Annotated in this window: 7 protein-coding genes and 1 pseudogene; 4 read left to right on the forward strand and 4 right to left on the reverse strand. The window is 69.8% G+C overall.

The window, feature by feature from the left end:
* Positions 1-63 precede the first annotated feature (63 nt).
* The 3 genes from KHO41_RS28740 to KHO41_RS28750 form a co-directional block, all read right to left on the reverse strand.
* Entirely contained in the window at positions 64-519 is a 456-nt protein-coding gene (locus KHO41_RS28740; protein ID WP_211956632.1) for a transcriptional repressor, read from the reverse strand.
* Positions 516-2,207, reverse strand: a complete 1,692-nt coding sequence (locus KHO41_RS28745) for a cyclic peptide export ABC transporter (protein WP_211956633.1) — start codon at positions 2,205-2,207, stop codon at positions 516-518. The genes KHO41_RS28740 and KHO41_RS28745 overlap by 4 nt, the downstream gene beginning before the upstream one ends.
* A 153-nt stretch (positions 2,208-2,360) precedes the next feature.
* Complete coding sequence (locus tag KHO41_RS28750; RefSeq protein WP_211956634.1) at positions 2,361-4,697, reverse strand: penicillin acylase family protein; 2,337 nt, start codon at positions 4,695-4,697, stop codon at positions 2,361-2,363.
* A 152-nt stretch (positions 4,698-4,849) separates the two neighbouring features.
* Here KHO41_RS28750 and KHO41_RS28755 point away from each other — a divergent pair, with 152 nt between their 5' ends.
* The 4 genes and pseudogenes from KHO41_RS28755 (at position 4,850) to KHO41_RS28770 (ending at position 10,382) form a co-directional block, all read left to right on the forward strand.
* Positions 4,850-5,806 carry an alpha/beta hydrolase gene (locus KHO41_RS28755; RefSeq protein ID WP_211956635.1) on the forward strand — a complete coding sequence of 319 codons (957 nt, stop codon included), beginning with the start codon at positions 4,850-4,852 and terminating at the stop codon, positions 5,804-5,806.
* A 143-nt stretch (positions 5,807-5,949) separates the two neighbouring features.
* Positions 5,950-6,705: pseudogene (locus tag KHO41_RS28760) on the forward strand (GNAT family N-acetyltransferase); the annotation flags it as partial.
* Complete coding sequence (locus tag KHO41_RS28765) at positions 6,687-8,009, forward strand: lysine N(6)-hydroxylase/L-ornithine N(5)-oxygenase family protein (protein ID WP_211956636.1); 1,323 nt, start codon at positions 6,687-6,689, stop codon at positions 8,007-8,009. The pseudogene KHO41_RS28760 and the gene KHO41_RS28765, both read left to right, overlap by 19 nt.
* A 204-nt stretch (positions 8,010-8,213) precedes the next feature.
* Positions 8,214-10,382: a TonB-dependent siderophore receptor gene (locus tag KHO41_RS28770; protein ID WP_244874072.1), complete on the forward strand. Its 2,169-nt coding sequence runs from the start codon at positions 8,214-8,216 to the stop codon at positions 10,380-10,382.
* Positions 10,383-10,704: 322 nt separating this feature from the next.
* Here the strand turns inward: KHO41_RS28770 and KHO41_RS28775 are convergent, their stop codons facing one another.
* A complete protein-coding gene (locus KHO41_RS28775) occupies positions 10,705-18,195 on the reverse strand; it encodes an amino acid adenylation domain-containing protein (protein ID WP_211956638.1) in 7,491 nt (2,496 codons plus the stop codon).
* Positions 18,196-18,214 lie beyond the last annotated feature (19 nt).

Consider the following 18,214-nt stretch of genomic DNA (forward strand, 5'->3'; position numbering starts at 1 on the left):
GCAACCGGCCACCCTTTCCCAGCCTGCCCTCCAACTTACCCCACCAGCCACTCAGCACTGCCGCTACTCCTCTGACCTGCCCAGTTCGATTTCCCAATGCGCGCCGTTGCCGAGCTGGTGCTCGCGCAGCACGCGCAACAACGCCTCGCGCAGGGCCGCGTCGTCGACATCGACCCACACGCCGCCCAGGCTGGTGCGCACGCGCAGCTTGCTGCCGGTCAGCTCCGGACAACGCCGGTAGACCGCACGCGCGCAACCGCAGTTTTCCTGCCAGACGCGCGCAACCAGGCCTGCCGAAACCAGCACCTTGAGCAGACGATAGATGGTGGCCAATCCGAGCGGCGTGCCACGCAGCAGCATGCGGCGATAGATGTCTTCACCGCACAGCCAGTCCCCGCCGCTGCCCGCCATGACGCGCAGGATCGCAAGCAGGTTGGGCGTCGCCTTGAGGCGGGCGCGCCGCAACTGGTTGACGATGTCGTCGGCAACCGTCTCCTCAACCGCGGTAGTCACCGTCATGCGGCAACAGCGTCCGCACCGGTGCGCGTGGCTTCAGCGCGTGGCTCGACCGCCGCAATGCGCCCGGCCTGCATCCGCACGACGCGGTCGGCCAGGTGGAAATAGCGGTCGTCGTGCGAGATCACCACCAGCAGGTGGCCACGCTCGCGCAGCTCGGGGAGCAGTTCGGTATAGAACAGGTGGCGGAACGCCGGGTCCTGGTCCGCGGCCCATTCATCGAATACCAGCACCGGGCGCCCTTCCAGGTAGGCGTGCACCAGCGCCAGGCGCTTGCGCTGGCCCGTGGACAGGTCGAGCGTATTGAAGGCACCATCCTTGACGCTGACCTTGTGCGCGATCTCCAGCCGCTGCAGGTAAGGCAGCGCCGCTTCCGGCATGGGTGCGGCGGCGCCTTCGCCCTGCCCGGCCAGGTCTTCGAACAGGTGGAAGTCGGAGAACACGGTGGTGAAGAGCTGGCGGTAGTCGTCGCGCGTCTGCGCCGTGACCGGCGTGCCGTCGAGCACCACCTCGCCTTCATGCGGCGCGTACAGGCCCAGCAGCAGCTTGATCAGCGTGGTCTTGCCGGAGCCGTTGTCGCCGACCACGAACACCAGTTCGCCGGCGCGCAGGGCCAGGTCCACCGGCCCCAGCACAAAGGGCTCGGTGCCGTCGGGCGTCTCAAAGGCATAGCGCACGCCGCGCAGCTCGATCGCGTCCGCAAGGCGCGCCTCGCTCGGCGGCCGTTCGAGCGATAGGTGCGGCTCCGGGTTGGCGAAGCGGGCCGAAAGGTCGGCGATGCGGGCAAACGCTACCCTGGCGCGGCCGATGCCGGGCAAGGCACCTACGATCTGGTCCACCGGCCCTTTCAGGAACAGCAGCACCAGCACGAAGCCGCTCAGCACCACCGGCTCGACCGTGCGCAGCGCGGCCCAGCCCAGGATCACGGCGATCAGCAGGAAATACAACGCCGAGCCGAACGCGGTGGCCAGCACGTAGGTGTTGATGGCGCGCCAGTTGATGTCGCGGATCACATCGACCGCGTTCTCGATCTGGCCGCTCAGCACGCGCATGCGCCGGGCGCGGTGCATGCGCAGTTCCTTGGCGCCCTCGCTGATGCCGCGGTAGGCTTTGTGCAGCCGCTCTTCATGCTCGCGCGACTTCCAGAAGCCCGCCACGCCGCGCGCCTGCGCCAGCGCCTGGATGGTGCCGCCAATGGCCAGCATCACCACCAGCAGGCCGAACAGCGGCAGCGAGAGCCAGCCCAGGTAGCCCAGGCAGCCCAGCGCGATGGCAACGGCGATCACCGTGGACGACAGCGAGAACGCCACGTCGCTGATCATGTCCACGTCCTGCGTCAGCACGGGCATCAGGCGGTGGGTGCGATAGCGCTCCAGCGCGTCGATTGGCGCCGACAGGATCTTGCGCGCCAGGCTCTTGCGCACGGTCGCCACCAGCCGCTGGCCGACCAGGTTGGTAGAGATATCCGAGATCGCGCGGCCCGCCAGCGACAGCCCGCACAGCCCGACAAAGGTCAGCAGCAGCCCGCCAGCCAGGCCGCCGGGTCGGTTCAGCACCTGGTTGATGGTGGACAGTAGCGCCACGGTGGCGAGGCCCGCACCGATACCGGTGACGGCCGACAGCGCCATCCAGGGCAGGAACGGCCTGAGCAGGCGGGCGATTTCGGCGGCGGGGCTGCGTGTAGTTTCCATTGGGTCCGTTCGAAAAGGGGCACGCCGGCGCGCTGTGCGCCGGCTCATGGCAAGACTTGGCGCGCTGTGCGCCGGCTCATGGCAAGACTTGGCGCGCTGCGCGCCGGCTCATAGGCAAGACGAGGGGCGCGCCGCAATGTTCAGGCGCGAACGTCACTCGGGCAGGATGGTTCGGCGCAGCGCCGGATCGCGGGCGATCTCGCCCTCGTCGAAGGGGAAGCGCAGCCAGTTGCCCGCGGCGTATCGGTTCACCGGCCCGGCGCCGGCGCCGCCGCGCACGGCGGTCTCGCGCTCGCCGTGGGCCAGCAGCGTGTCGGCCTGCACGCCTTCCGGGCCGAAGCGCACGACCTGGAGATAGGTGTTGGCATGCGAGGCGGGCCCCAGGGCATAGCCGCCGCTGGCGTTGCACGCCACGGTGAAATAGCCCAGGTCGCCGCAACCGCCGTAGAGCGGCACCCGGCGCCCGCCGCTGCGCACGTAGCGGTAGCGCCCCAGCGGCGCGTCGGCGGCCTGGCCCTTGCGCGCCAGGTCGGCCATGGCTTCGCGCAGCGCGGTCCTGACCCGCTCGGGCGGCGCCGTCACGCCACGCGGTGTCGACAGCGGCTCGGCGGCGGAGAACGGCACGGCAAACAATTCCGCCGGCGGCATGTGCTCCAGCCTGGTCCAGAAGGCGTCCCACAGTACTGCGCCGCGGTCCTGTGCGCCGGCGCGGCCGTCCCAGCCGCGCAGCACGGCGCAGGCCCGCGCCAGCTCGCCGGCTGGTGCATCGCCGCAGGCGCGCGCCAGCAGGTCGGCCTTGAACTGCGCCGCGGGATAGCTGCGCGCCGCCAGCACCGCCTGCCGCAGGCGGGCCGCCATGTCGGTGCCCGGCTGCGCCAGCATGGCCGCGGCGATGCTGTGGCCCTCGCGGGTGCGCATCGACAGGGCCTCGCCCTCGCCACCCAGGATGGACGGGAAGCCCTGCAGCGGCTGCACCGGGTTGGCCAGCCAGTAGCTGTCGTTCATATTGGCGACATAGTCCTCGCGCAGCATCACCGGCATGCTGGCGGACGGCATTGCACCGGGTTGCGCCGCGGCCGGGTCCTGGCGCCAGTCGCAGGCCGAGCGGGCGCCGTCCAGCAGCGGGGTATGCGGATCCAGCGTGGAGAACGCCGCTGACAGCGGCGTGGCGCAATCCGTGCGCAGGCTGTCGGGCACGTTGGGAACTGCGCCGATATCGGCATACCACGCGCGCGCATCGCCGCGCCCGATGGCTGCCGTATTGGTCCACGGCATTGCCGCCTCTTCGCGCTGGATCGCGATGAACTCATCGAGCGAGCCGGCGCGGTTCCAGCGCAGGAAGTTGCGGAATACCCGCAGGTTGGCGGCGTTGACGTCGCGCATCGCCAGCGCATGCCCCGGCGCCCAGCCGAACGCGGCATGGTGCTTGCCGAAGTCCGCCACCGGGCCGAAGCGGGTGCGGTACAGCGTGCGGCGGATGGTCCGGATCGAACCATCCGGCTCGCGCGCCTGCACGGCGACGGGAACGGCCTGCATCGGCTCGGACACCCCGTCGACCAGATAGCGTGTGGGATCGGCCGGGTCGAGCGTCAGCGCGAACAGCCCGAAGCGGCGCGCGGCGGAAACCGTATGGGTCCAGGCCACCTGCGGGTTAAAGCCGATCATGATGACCGGCGCGCCCAGGAACGACACGCCCGCCACATCCAGCTTGCCGGGCAGCGTCAGGTGAGCCTGGTAGAAGCGGTCGGGACCGCCCCAGTACCAGTGCGGATTGCCGAACAGCACGCTGCCCTGGCCGCCGGTAGCCTGGCTGCCGAAGGCCAGCATATTGCTGCCAAGGCCCCGCACCTCACCGATCGCTGCCGCCAGCCGCTCGCGCAGGTCGCCTTCCGGCCGGCGTGCCACCTGGGGATTTTCGTTCCGCGCCACGGGCGGCTGCGCGTTGACGATCTCCGGGATAAAGCGCGCGTAGCCCGCCGCCAGCCCGGCCGCGATCATGCGGCGATAAATGTCGTCCGCCATGATCGGTTGCACCCACGGCTGCCCCGCGCAGGCGTGCTTGCGTCCCGGGTCGCGGCCGAGTCGACCCAGGTAGCGGTTGTAGCCCTCCGCGTAGCCGGTCACCAGTTCAGCCAGTTCAACGGGTTGCGCTTGCCGGTAGGCCTCCACGGCCGCCTGATCCGCGAAGCCGCGGAAGAACAGGTCCAGCTCGAGGCTGGTCGACTGGCCGAAGGTCGATGGCGCCTGTGGCCGTTGTTGCGGGCCAAAGTAGTAGGAACGCCGGCCCGCATAGGTGACAAAGCCCTCGGCCAGCGTGCACAGCGCGTCCTCCGCCTGGGCATAGCCGTAGCCGATGCCCACGCCGCGCCAGCTGTCGGCGCGCACATGTGGGATGCCATCGGTGGTGCGGCGAATTTCCACCTCGGCACTAGCAGGGTTCACCACGGCGCAGGCCAGCAGCGCGGCCGCGAGCCAGGATTTCCGGTGCATGCGTTCTTCCTCAAAGAATCCATGCCAGCCGGCGACAACGCCCGGCCAGCCTACAGGGCAAGGACGAAGCGGGCAGCGATCTGTTCACGGCTCCTGAACAATTTGCCTCCCCGCTCGTCCTCCGCAGCAACGCCATCGGACCCTCGTTCGCCATGCCCCTGCATCCTGACCTTGAAGCTTTCCTGGAACTTGCCAATGCCGATGCCGGCAGCCGCCCCCGCATGAGCGCGATGACGCCGGCGCAGGCGCGCGCCGCCTATGACGCCGCCACCGAGGTGCTCGACATCCCGGGCGCGCCGGTGCCGGCCATCGACCTCACCTTGCCCGCGCGCGACGGCACGCTCCTGCGCGCGCGCCTGTACCGCGGCGCCGAAGCCCTGGCGCCGGTGCTGCTCTATTTCCACGGCGGCGGCTACGTGCTGGGCGGGCTGGATTCCCACGACAGCCTGTGCCGCGACCTGGCCCGCCACGGCGGCTGCGCAGTGCTGGCGGTCGACTACCGCCGCGCCCCGGAACATCGCTTCCCGACCGCCTTCCACGATGCCGGGGACGCCCTTGCCTGGCTGCGCACCCATGGCGCCGCGCAGGGGCTGGATCCCCTGCGCGTCGCGGTGGGCGGCGACAGCGTGGGCGGCACGCTGGCCGCCGCGCTGTGCCTGGCTGAACGCGACGCCGGCCGGGCGCAGCCGTGCCTGCAATTGCTGCTCTACCCGTGCACCGCTGCCTGGCAGGACAGCGACTCGCACCGCCGCCTGGCGCAAGGCCACCTGCTGGAGGCCGACACGCTGCAATGGATGTTCGCCCAGTACCTCGGCAGCGACGCCGAGCGCCAGGACTGGCGCTTCGCCCCGCTGCTGGCCGCCAGCCTGGCAGGCCTTGCGCCCGCCTGCGTGGTACTGGCCGAGTTCGATCCCCTGCTGGACGAAGGCCGGGCGTATGCAGCGCGGCTGGCCGAGGCCGGCGTGCCGGTGGACTTGCGAGTGTACGCCGGCATGGTCCACGACTTCGCCCGTCTGGGCGGTGTGACCACCGAGGCTGACCGCCTGCGCCGTGAACTGGGACAGGTGCTGGCCCGCGCCTTCGGCACACCGTTGGCGGTGGCCGCCTGAACATTTCGCCCGCCATTCCGTCCTGTCGTCACGGGGACGCCGCAGCGTCCCGACTACCGATTCCGCCTGAAGCCGTGTCAGACACCACTCTTTCCCACCCTCCCGCCGACGCGCACACCCCGGAGCAGGAACTCGCCATGCGCTGGCAGTTGCCCAGCCCCTGGCTGCCTGCCGCGCGCGAGCCGTTTCCGCTGGCCTACGTGCAGACCGGCGAGCACCGCCACCCGCTGCGGCCGCCCAAGCCGCAAGGCGTGGTCTATGCGCGCGAGATCCCGTGGCTCGCCCGCACGCTGACGCTGCGCGCGCTCGACCTGGAAGCCGATCTGCCGCTGATGCACCGCTGGATGAACGATCCGGTCGTCGCCGATTTCTGGCAGGAAGAAGGCGACCTCGCGCACCAGCGCGCCTACCTGGAACGCATCGCGTCCGATCCCCATGTGACCGCGCTGATCGGCAGCTTCGACGGCGACCCGTTCGGCTATTTCGAGGTGTACTGGGCCAGCGAGGACCGCATCGCCCCCTTTTGCGAGGCCGCCGACTACGACCGCGGCTGGCACGTACTGGTCGGGGAAGCGCGCTATCGCGGCAAGCCGTGGCTGACCGCGTGGATGCCATCGGTTTCGCACTACCTGTTCCTCGACGACTGCCGCACCCAGCGCCTGGTGATCGAGCCCCGCGCCGACAACCGGAAGATGCGCAAGAGCCTGTCGCGCTGCGGCTACACGCTGGTCAAGGAGTTCGATTTCCCGCACAAGCGGGCCGTGCTGGGCGTGCTGCCCAGAGAGCGCTTCTTCAGCGAAGCGCTGTGGCTCCCGCAAGCTGATGCCCCTGCCCCCGGGCACGGCCAGCAACCCGTCACCCTTACCGCAAAGGACATCCCATGCAAGTCCATGACCTGATCGGCATCGGCTTCGGCCCTTCCAATGTTGCACTCGCCATCGCCCTGGATGAGCACCGGCAACAGGGCAGGCGCTTCGATGCCATGTTCATCGAGAAACAGCCCGGCTTTGCCTGGCACCAGGACATGCTGCTCGACAACGCGCACATGCAGATCTCCTTCCTGAAGGACCTGGCCACGCTGCGCAACCCGACCAGCCGCTTCACCTTTATCAACTACCTGCACCAGAAGGGCCGGCTGCAGGACTTCATCAACCTGAAGACCTTCTTCCCCAGCCGCCACGAGTTCAACGACTACCTGGCCTGGGCCGCGGCACACTTCGGCGACCGCTGCGCCTATGGCGAGGAAGTACTCGAAGTCTTGCCGGAGCGGCGCGACGGCGGCGTGTCGCTGCTGCGCGTGCGCTCGCGAAATGCAGACGGCCAGCTGTGCGAGCGGCTGGGCCGCAACCTCGTGGTGGGCATCGGTGGCACGCCGAATATTCCCGACGAATTCGCCGCGCTGCGCCAGGACAGCCGCGTATTCCATTCCAGCAACTACCTGCGCCGCGTGGCGGCCCATCCGGGCGCGGCGCGCATCGCCGTGATCGGCGCCGGGCAGAGCGCCGCCGAGCTGTTCATGGAACTGCACGGGCGTTACCCCGAGGGGCAGGTCGACCTGATCATGCGCGCGCGCTCGATCCGCCCGTCCGACGACAGTCCGTTCGTCAACGAGATCTTCAATGCCGATTTCGTCGACCACGTCTACCACCGGCCGGAACAGGAACGCGACGCGCTGCTGCGCGAGTTCTGGCACACCAACTACGCCTGCCCCGACCTGGAACTGATCGAGGCCATCTTCAAGGTGTTCTACGAGCAGCGCGTGCGCGGCGACATGCGCCACCGCTTCCTGCGCCGTCACGAGGTACGCGGCGCGCGCGCCGGCGCCAACGGCATCGAGCTGGACCTGCACGACCTCAATGCGGCGCGCGGCTTCAGCGAGCGCTACGACATGGTGGTCCTGGCGACCGGCTACGAACGGGAACGGCACCGCGCCATGCTCGACCCGCTGGCGCCGTGGCTGGGCGATTTTGCCGTGGACCGCGACTACCGCGTGCTGACCGCGGCGGACTTCCGCCCCGCGGTGTTCCTGCAAGGCGCGTGCGAAAACAGCCACGGCCTGAGCGACACGCTGCTGTCGGTCACAGCCGTACGCACCGGCGAGATTACTGCCGCGCTGAATGGCGCCTTTGCCACACCGGGCCGTCGCGACCGCGCCAGCCCGCGCGTGCACGAAGTGGCCACCGCCGGCGCCGCGCAAGGCTAGCCAGCCACCGCACAGAGCTGGCCACGGCCTCTGTGCGCTCAAGCAGTGCCGGATTGTTCCGGCGACACGCCCCGGCGCTACCGCGTCGGGGCGTTCTGCCGTTCAGGCAGCCGCAGTAGTTTTTAACCAGCCTCTGTAGAACCGACAATGACAACACAGGAAACTCGCCTCGAAGCTTCACCCTTCCAGCCTCGGCTGACCCGGATGGCTACCGCCGCCGGCGCCGTCTGCTTCGGCCTGGCAATGACCACGCCGGCAGGCGCGGCCGATGCCGACGCCACCACCACGGCCCAGGCCACGACCACGGCGCAGGCACCGGCGCCCGCAACGCTGACGCCGGTCACCGTAACGGCGAACCGCGAAGAGGACCCCGCCGGGCACTTCGACGGCTTTGCGGCCCACCGCAGCGGCACCGGCACCAAGACCGACACGCCGCTGATCGAGACGCCGCAATCCATCTCCGTGGTGGGTGCCGACGAAATCCGCGATCTCAAGGCGCAAAGCCTGACCGACGCGCTCGGTTACGTGGCGGGCGTCGCGCGGGTCGAGGGCCAGGACCGCACCACCGACACGATCACCTCGCGTGGCTTCCAGCTCAACCCAAATACCGGCAACTTCCTGCGCGATGGCACCAAGCTGACCGCCAACCCGTACGACGGCCAGCAAGAGCCATACGGCCTGGAGCGCATCGAACTGCTCAAGGGCGCGTCTTCGGTGCTCTACGGCGCGGCGGCGCCGGGCGGCATTGTCAACACCATCAGCAAGCGCCCGACGGTCGAGCCGCTGCGCGAGCTGAACCTGGACGTCGGCAGCTTTGACCGCAAACAGCTCTACGGCGACTTCGCCGGCGCGCTCGACCAGGAGAAGAAATGGTCCTACCGCCTGACCTTCCTCGGCCGCGACGCCGATGGTGCGGTGGACTTTGTGCGCGACAACCGGCTCTACATTGCCCCGGCGCTCAAGTGGCAGCCCACTGCGGATACGTCCCTGACTCTGCTCACGCAATACCAGCGCGACCGCACCACCTACGTCTATGGCCTGCCCACCGAAGGCACCATCCTGCCCAATCCGAACGGCAAGATCCCGCGCAACCGCTTTGTCGGCGAGCCCGGCTACGACAAGTTCGACTCGACCCAGTACTCGGTCGGCTACCTGTTCGAGCATGCCTTCAACGAGCAGACCAAGCTGCGCAACAGCGTGCGCTACTACCACTCCGACAACGACTTCCCCAGCATCTGGATTTCCGGGCTGGAGCCGGACATGCGCACCACCATGTTCCGCGGCGCGCAGGACCGCAAGGACCGCAGCTACGGCGTGACCATGGACACCTCGCTGCAGCATGAGTTCGTGACCGGCCCGGTGAAGCACACCGCGCTGTTCGGTTTTGACTACACCTATCAGCAGCATCAGACCGTGCGCGCCGACCGCGACGCCGCGCCGCTGGACCTGTTCACGCCGACCTATGGCCTGGGCCTGGGCGATCCGGTGCCGTCGTCGGGGGCCTCATGGCGCGACCGCATGTCGCTGCTCGGCGTGTACGCGCAGGACCAGATGAAGATCAACGACCGCCTGGTGCTGCTTGCGGGCTTGCGCCAGGACTGGGCCACCACGGGCCAGGCCGCTTACTATGATTCGACCAGCTGGAACAACACCAGCAGCAGCGCGACGACCGCACGCGCGGGCCTGGTCTACCTGTTCGACAACGGCATCGCCCCGTACCTCAGCTTCAGCCAGTCGTTCGTGCCGGAAAATGGCCGTGACCGCAACAGCGGCAGCTTCAAGCCGTCGCGCGGCGAGCAGTACGAGGCCGGCATCCGCTACCAGCCCAAGAATTCGTCGATCCTGCTGTCGGCGGCGATCTATCAGCTGACGCAGACCAACGTGCTGGTGACCGATCCGGAGGATCCCACCTTCCAGACGCAGCTGGGCAAGGTCCGCTCGCGCGGCGTGGAACTGGAGGCCCGCACCCGCATCGGCCGCTACACCAACCTGATCGCCGCCTATGCCTACACGGATGCGCGCACGCTCCAGAGCAGCCCGCTCACGCCCGAACTGGATGGCAGCCGCACCGGCGGCGTTCCCTACAACCAGGTCTCGCTGTGGATGGACTACAACTTTGGCGCCTTCGGACTGGCCGGGCTGAAGATCGGCGCAGGCGTGCGCTACGTGGGCGAGACACGCGGCACGTTCATTGAAGGATCGGTGCCCGCGTTTACGCTGTTCGACGCGATGGTCAGCTACACCACGGGGCCGTGGCGCTTTGCGGTCAATGCTACCAACCTGGGCGACAAGAACTACGTTGCCTCCTGCACTTATGGCTGCTTCTATGGCGAGCCGCGCAAGGTCATCGGGACAGTAACGTACAAGTGGTAAGCGGCTGGGCGGCGCGGACAGCGCCGCCTGCCTGCTGGCTTGCCGGTTGCCTTTCTGCCGCATGCGCACAGGGCAACCGGGCCTGGTGCGCCAGCATTACGCTGACGCACCAGATTGCTTGCTCCCCTCTCCCGCTTGCGGGAGAGGGGTTGGGGGAGAGGGCAGGCGCGTGGCAAGCACCATGACACCTCACTTCGTGGCAACTCCTGCCCTCTCCCCCGCCCCTCTCCCATAAATGGGAGAGGGGAGACAACCGTCGCTGCTTTTGACTTTGTCAGCAACCTCGGGCGCCAGCATTACGCTGGCGCCCTGCCCTCTCGCCTCAGTCGGCCGCCACCTCCCCGCGCACCTCCAGCGCCGTCACCACCGCCTCCAGCAGCCCGGCATCCGCCACGATGCCGAAGTGATCCGCATCCACCGTCCGGTTCACCACGTCGCGTCGCGCCTGCGCGGCCAACGCGGCCACTTCGTCAGCGGCGCGATCCGCCACCCACCATGCCTGCGGCTCGCATTGCAGCGGCGGCAGCACGGGCGCCTGCAGCGACAGCGCCTTCAGGTGGCGCGCCACGGCGAACATGCGGGCCAGTTCGCCGGCACCCATCGCGGCATACCCGGACTCCGGCGACGCATTCCGCTGCGCCAGCAACGTCTGGAACAGCGCAGCCAGATCCCCGGCTTCGGGCTCGGCCACCGGCAACTCCCCCGGCACCGATCCCGGCAACGCCATCGCCGCAAAGCTGGCAAAGTCCGTTTGCCAGTCGTCATCCACTTCGGCTTCGCCAGGCATGAACGGATCGATCAGTCCCAGGAACGCCACGGCCTGCCCCTGCGCCTCCAGGCGAGCCGCCACCAGTGCCGCCAGCGTACCGCCCAGCGACCAGCCGAGCAGGCGGTACGGCCCCTGCGGCTGCCGCTCGCGGATCATGGCGCAATAGTCGTCGGCCATCTGCGCGAGCGCGGTGTCGCGATGCGTGGTGTCGGCCAGCATCCGGCATGGAATCCCCAGCACGCCACGGGTGCCGTCGAGGCGGCGCGCCAGCGGCTGGTAGTCGAAGATGGTGCCCACGCCGGCATGGAGGCAGAACAGCGGCGACGCGCCATCCTGCGCGGCATTGAGCGGCACCAGCGGGCTGCCGGCCTGCTCCCGGCCAAGCAGCGCGGCAATGGTCGGGCGCGCCATCAGATCGCGCAGCGTAAAGGCGAGCTGCGGGTCGCCCAGCTGGCGCAGGCGCGACACCACCTTCAGGCTCGACAGCGAATCGCCGCCCAGCTCGAAGAAGTTGTCGGTCTCGCCCACGCGCGGCACGCCCAGCACCTGCTGCCAGATTTCGGCAAGCTGTTGCGCCTGCGGCGTAGACGGCGCCACGTAGCGGGCGCTGCCGCCGGCCTGCGGGTCGGGCAGCGCGGCCCGGTCGAGCTTGCCGCTGATCAGGCGCGGCAGCGCGCTCAGGCATTGCAGGTGCGCCGGCACCATGTAGTCCGGCAGCGCCTGGCCCAGCTCCCGGCGCACGCGGCCGGAAAGGCGCGCGGCGTCCTCGCCCTCGCGCGGCACGATATAGCCCGCGAGCATGCGCCCGGAGGGGCCGTCGCAGGCCACCACCGCGGCATCCGCCACGCCGGCCACGCTGCGCAAGCGTGCCTCGATCTCGCCCAGCTCGATGCGGAAGCCGCGGATCTTGACCTGGTGGTCGACGCGGCCGATGTACTCGATATTGCCGTCGGGCAGCCAGCGCACCAGATCGCCGGTGCGGTACAGGCGTCCGCCCTCGCTGTCGAACGGGTCGGCAACGAAGCGCTCGGCCGACAGCCCGGCGCGGCCCAGGTAGCCGCGTGCCAGGCCATAGCCACCGATATACAGCTCGCCGATCACCCCGCGCGGCACCGGCGCCAGGTCGGCATCGAGCACATAGGCCGTACGCTCGCCCACTGGCTTGCCGATCGGCGCGTACGCGCAGTCGAAGGTGTCGGCGGCATCGGTCTTCCAGATCAGCGGCGTCACCACGGTCTCGGTGGGGCCATAGCCGTTGATCAGCGTGCGCGGACGCAGCGTGTGGCGGACCTTGTCGTAGGACGCCTTGGGCATGGCCTCCCCGCCGAACACGTACAGCTCCACCGGCGGTGCGTCGTCGCGCAGCCCCGCCCAGTCTGCCACCTGGCCCAGGTAGGCCGGCGGGAAGGCCGCGTTGGTGATGCCGTAGCGGTGCAGCGCCTCGTAGGTCTGCTCGGCGCTCCACAGCGTGTCGTCGCGCAGCGCCAGGCCGGCGCCCACGCACAGCGCGGTCAGCCAGCGCTCATGCGCGCCGTCGAACGACAGTGACATGAAATGCAGCTCGCACGAGCGCGGCCCCATGCCGTAGATGGCGGCAGTGGCCATGCAGTGCATCGACAGCGGCCCGTGCGCCACGGCCACGCCCTTCGGCGTGCCGGTGGAGCCCGACGTGTAGATCACGTAGGCCAGGTCGGCCTCGTGCGTCGCGGCGGCCGGCGCGCGGCTGTCGCCGGCGGACAGGTCGAGCGTGTCCGCCACGACCGTCGGCACATCGTGTCCTGCCGGCAGGCGCGGCAGCACGGCCCGGTGTGCGATCAGCAACTGCATGCCGCTGTCGCGCATCATGAAGCCGAGGCGATCCGCCGGATAGGCGGGATCGAGCGTCAGGTAGGCGCCGCCCGCCTTGAGCACCGCCAGCAGCGCGACGATGACATCGAACGAACGCTCCATCGCCACGCCGACCACGCTGTCGCGCCCGACACCCCGCGCCGCCAGCAGGCGCGCCAGCCGGTTGGCGCGGGCATCGAGCTCGCCGTAGGTCAGTTCTTCGTCGCCCATCAGCAACGCGATGGCGCCGGGCTGCGCCGCAGCCTGCGCGGCGATGCGCTGATGCACCGGCAGCTGCCCGCCGCGCGGCGCATCGCCGGTGCCGAGGCGGCGCAGCTGCGCCAGTTCGTCGCCGGACAGCGGCGACAGGTCGCGCAGGGTGCGCACCGTGCCGCGGCCCATGACCTCGAACATCTGCATCATGTGCGCCGCCAGCGCGCGCACCATCGCCTCGCCAAAGTGGCGGCGCTGGTGGATGAACTTGATGGTCAGCACCTCGCCCAGGTGGACCTCCACATCCATCGGGTACGTGGTGACATCCACCGCGGAAACATTGTGGAAGGCCAGTCCGGTGTCGCCATGCGCGCTCAGTGCGGCGTCGACCGGATAGTTCTCGAATACGACGATGCTGTCGAACAAGCCGCGCGCGCTCTGCCCGGCCCAGCGCTGGATGTCATTGAGCGGGGTCTGCTCGTGCTCCTGCGAGGCCAGGTTCTGCGCCTGCAGTGTGCGCAGCCACTCGCCGAGCGGCTGGCCGCCACGGCAGTCGGCAATCACCGGCAACGTGTTGATGAACAGGCCCAGCATCTCGTCGGCGCCCGCCAGCGAGGCCGGGCGGCCGGCAACGGTGGCGCCGAACGCGACCGTGTGCTGGCCGGTGTAGCGCGCCAGCAGCAAGGCCCAGGCCGCTTGCACCACCGTATTGGGCGTCACGTGCTGCTGCTTCGCGAAATCGCCCAAGCGGCGCGTGGCATCGGCATCCAGCGAGACAACGACCTCGCCATAGCCCGCGGCATCCGCCGGCGCCGGCAGCGCGTCGGCGAGCATGGTCGGCTCGGGCAACGCGGCCACGCGCTGCGTCCAGTAGCTGCGGCTCGCCTCGGCATCACGACGCTGCAGCCAGGCGATGTAGTCCTTGAAGGCATAGGCCGGCGCCGCCGGGCGAGAGTCTCCGCGGTAGTCGCGCAGCACTTCGCCAAGCAGTTGCGAGGTGCTCCAGCCGTCCAGCAGCAGGTGGTGGCCGGTCCAGATAAAGTGATGCACGGACTCCGACAGCCGCACCAGCGCCAGGCGCATCAGCGGCGGCTGGTTCAGGTCGAACGGACGGTATTCGTGCGCGGCCAGTTGCGCCAGCGCGTCGTCATGGTCGTCGCGGCCACGCCAGTCGTGCTCGGTCAGCGGCAGCGGCACATGGGCGGCAACCCACTGCAACGGCACCTCGCGCTGATGCCAGAAGCCGGTGCGCAGCACGTCGTGGCGTGCCAGCGCGGCTTCCCACGCGGCGCGGAAGCGCCGGGCATCCAGCCCTTCGATATCCACCCGCAGCTGCGTGACGTATGCGGTGCCGTCCGGGTCGGAGACGCTGTGGAACAGCATGCCCGTCTGCATCGGCGACAACGGATACAGGTCGGCCAGGTCGCGCGCGCCCAGCGCATCGAGCTCGGCCTGCGTCACCAGCGGCACCGGCATTTCGGCAGCCGGGACGTGCTGCACCTCAGTCGCCACAACGGCTTCGGCGACCAGCGCGAGCCGGGCCACGGTCGGGTGCTCGAACAGCTGTCGCGGGGTCAGCACGCGACCCGCGCGACGGGCGCGCGCGATGATCTGCAGGCTCAGGATCGAATCGCCGCCGAGTTCGAAGAAATTGTCGTGGCGGCCGACGCGCGGGAGCTTGAGGACCTCGGCCCAGATACCGGCAAGCGCTGCCTCCACTTCGCCTTCGGGCGCTTCGTAGCCAGCGCTGACCAGTTCGCCCGGCTCCGGCAGCGCCTTGCGGTCGACCTTGCCGTTGGGGTTCAGGGGCAGCGTATCGAGCACGAGGATCGCGCCCGGCACCATGTAGTCGGGCAGCGCCTGCGCCAGGCGTTCGCGCAACGCGCCCGGCTCGATCTCGCCAGCCACGTACCCGACCAGGCGCCCGTCCTTTGCCACCACCACCGCCTCTCGCACCTCGGGCTGCGCCAGCAGCTGCGTTTCGATCTCGCCCAGCTCGATGCGGAAGCCCCGGATCTTGACCTGGTGGTCGATGCGGCCCAGGTATTCCAGCTGGCCATCGGCGCGCCAGCGCACCAGGTCGCCGGTGCGGTACAGGCGCCCGCCTTCGGCATCGAACGGGTCGGCCACGAAACGCTCCGCCGCCAGGTCGGGGCGGTGCAGGTAGCCACGCGCCAAGCCGACGCCACCCAGGTAGAGCTCGCCCGGCACGCCCGCCGGCACCGGCTGCAGCGCGGCATCCAGCACGCGCAGCGCCGTGTCGCCGATCGGGCCACCAATGGCCGCTTCGCCGCGCACCGGCACCGCCGTCGACCAGATCGTGGTCTCGGTCGGGCCGTACATGTTCCACAGCTCGACGCCCAGTTCTCTGAGGGTGTGGGCCAGGTCCGGCTGCAATGCCTCGCCGCCGCACAGGCCCTTGAGCGGGCCGCTGGGACGCCACCCGCCGGCCAGCAGCACGCGCCACCCCGCCGGCGTCGATTGCAGCGCCGTCACGCCGCGCGCCTGCATCAGTTCGCCCAGCGCGCGCCCGTCGCGCACCACCTCGCGCGACGCCAGCACCACGCGCGCGCCGCACAGCAGCGGCAGGTAGAGTTCCAGCGCCGCGATGTCGAACGACAGCGAGGTGACGGCCAGCAGCACATCGTCCCCGCTCAGGCCGGGCTGGTCCTGCATGCTCAGCAGGAAGTGGCTCAGCCCGCGATGGCGCACCATCACGCCCTTGGGCTTGCCGGTCGAGCCCGAGGTGTAGATCACGTAGGCGAGGTTCTCGCCGTGGACCGGTACGTTTGGCGTGTGGGCGGGATGCGCGCGGGTGTCGAGCGTGTCGAGTTCCAGCGTGGTGCGCACCGGCGGCAGGCCGGTGACGGTGCTGTGCGTGAGCAGCAGCGCGATGCCGCTGCTTTCCACCATGTACGCGAGACGGTCGGCCGGGTATTCCGGGTCGAGTGGCACGTAGGCGCCGCCCGCCTTCAGGATCGCCAGCAGGCCCACCAGCATCTCGACCGAGCGCGGCACCGCGATGCCCACGCGCACGTCCGGGCCGACGCCCTCGGCGATCAGGCGATGCGCCAGGCGGTTGGCGCGCGCGTTCAGTTCGCCGTAGGTCAGCGTTTCATCGGCAAAGACCAGCGCCACCGCTTCCGGGTCCTGACGCTCGACCATGCGGTGCACCGGCTCGACGTTGTCGTAGCGGCGCGCATTGACGCCCCACTGCTCCAGCTGCGCAAGCTCGGTGCTGTTCGGGTTCTCCAGCTCGCACAGCAGTTGCTGGGGATGTTTCTCCAACGCGCTTGCCAGGGCCGCCAGCGTGCCGTGCAGCGCCTCGCACAGCTGCTGCGGATCGAGCGGCTGCACCACCTGCGCCACCAGCGCGAAGCCGCCATCGCCCGCGCCCAGGTCGTCCACGTTCATCGTGAACGGATAGTTGTTGCGCTCGTCCCCGCCCAGCGTGGTCATGCCCTCCCACTGCGCCTGGGACTGCGCCGGCGCGCTGTAGCGGTAGTTCAGCAGCGCCGAGAACAACGGCGTGCCCGACGGCACGCTGCTGCAGCGCTGCGCCAGCGCCAGGCTGGCGTGCTCGTGGGTCAGCAGCCCGGCCAGGCGCGCATGCGTGTCGCGCAGCGCCTGCGCCACCGCGACCGAGCCCAGCTCGACCCGCAGCGGCAGCGTGTTGATGAACAGCCCCAACGCGCGCTGCGCGTCCTCGCCGCCCTGCATCCGGCCGAACAGCACCGTGCCGAAGACGACGTCGTCCTGCCCGGCGCTGCGCCCCACCACCAGCGCCCACGCCAGGTGGAACAGCGTCGCCGCGCTCACGCCGTGGCGCTGCGCCAGCTGGCGCAGCTTCGCCGACAGCGCTGGCGGCAGCGGCAGACGGGCTTCACCGACGCGCGTGCCATCGCCGCGCACGTCCAGCAGGCCGTACGGCGCCGTGGGCGTTTCCACTTCGCCCAGCATCTGGCGGAAGAAGGCTTCATGCTGCGCTTCGCTCACGCCCAGGCGGGCCTGGGCCACGTAGCGGCGGAACGGCACCGGCACGGGCAGCTCGTCTGCACGCCCCGCTGTGAGCAGGCCGATCTCCTCGACCAGCAGCTCCAGCGTGGTGTGGTCCATCACCAGGTGGTGGCTGGGCAGTTGCAGCAGCCAGCGGTCCGCTTCGGTGTCGTGTACCGCCAATGCGCCCAGGAGCGGCGCGCGGCGCACGTCGAGGCGGTAGTGCGCCGGGTCCACCGCGTCCAACAGGCGCGCTTCGGCTTGATCCCCCGGCTCCAGCCACTGCGGCACCAGCGTGGCCGTGCGGCACACCACCTGCACCGGCTCGGGGAGCCCTTCCCACAGCACCGCGGTGCGCAGGATGTCGTGGCGCGCGATCACCGCGTTCAGGTGATCCATGAAGCCGGCCAGGCGCGCGCGGCTGTCGAACGCCAGCAGGCACGTGGTGATGTAGGCATCGCCCTCGGCCTGCAGCAGGTGGTGGAACAGGATGCCCTGCTGCAGCGGGGCCAGCGGGTAGATGTCCTGGATATTGGCAGCGCCGCCGGGAATCGCGGCCTCGATGCTGCGGATGGCTTCTTCCTCCAGCGACACCAGCGTCAGCATCGAGGGCTCGATGCGGGTGCAGCCCGACGAAGGAATGCCATTCGGCGGCACCACCACCTCGGTGCTCGCCTCGCCGCCCACCGCACGCGCGAAGTCCTGCAGCACCGGGTGCTGGAACAGCGTGCGCACCGCCACCGGCCAGCCGTGGCGGCGTACCCGCTCCAGCAGCTGGATCGCCAGCAGCGAGTGGCCACCGAGCGTGAAGAAGTTGTCGTGGCGGCCCACGCGCGGCAGCTTCAGGACTTCGGCCCAGATCTGGGCGAGCGTCGTTTCGATCTCGCCTTGCGGGGCTTCGTAGCCCGCGCTCGCCAGTTGGCCCGGCTCGGGCAGCGCCTTGCGGTCGACCTTGCCGTTGGGGTTCAGCGGCAGCGCGTCGAGCACGACGATCGCGCCCGGCACCATGTAGTCGGGCAGCACCGCC

This window comes from Cupriavidus numazuensis (assembly GCF_905397435.1).
Lineage (GTDB): Bacteria > Pseudomonadota > Gammaproteobacteria > Burkholderiales > Burkholderiaceae > Cupriavidus > Cupriavidus numazuensis.

What these genes read in the sequence shown, in the direction of transcription:
- KHO41_RS28740 (WP_211956632.1), bottom strand. Translation starts at nt 519, where the DNA reads ATGACGGTGACTACCGCGGTTGAGGAGACGGTTGCCGACGACATCGTC.
- KHO41_RS28745 (WP_211956633.1), bottom strand. Translation starts at nt 2,207, where the DNA reads ATGGAAACTACACGCAGCCCCGCCGCCGAAATCGCCCGCCTGCTCAGG.
- KHO41_RS28750 (WP_211956634.1), bottom strand. Translation starts at nt 4,697, where the DNA reads ATGCACCGGAAATCCTGGCTCGCGGCCGCGCTGCTGGCCTGCGCCGTG.
- KHO41_RS28755 (WP_211956635.1), top strand. Translation starts at nt 4,850, where the DNA reads ATGCCCCTGCATCCTGACCTTGAAGCTTTCCTGGAACTTGCCAATGCC.
- KHO41_RS28765 (WP_211956636.1), top strand. Translation starts at nt 6,687, where the DNA reads ATGCAAGTCCATGACCTGATCGGCATCGGCTTCGGCCCTTCCAATGTT.
- KHO41_RS28770 (WP_244874072.1), top strand. Translation starts at nt 8,214, where the DNA reads ATGGCTACCGCCGCCGGCGCCGTCTGCTTCGGCCTGGCAATGACCACG.
- KHO41_RS28775 (WP_211956638.1), bottom strand. Translation starts at nt 18,195, where the DNA reads ATGGTGCCGGGCGCGATCGTCGTGCTCGACGCGCTGCCGCTGAACCCC.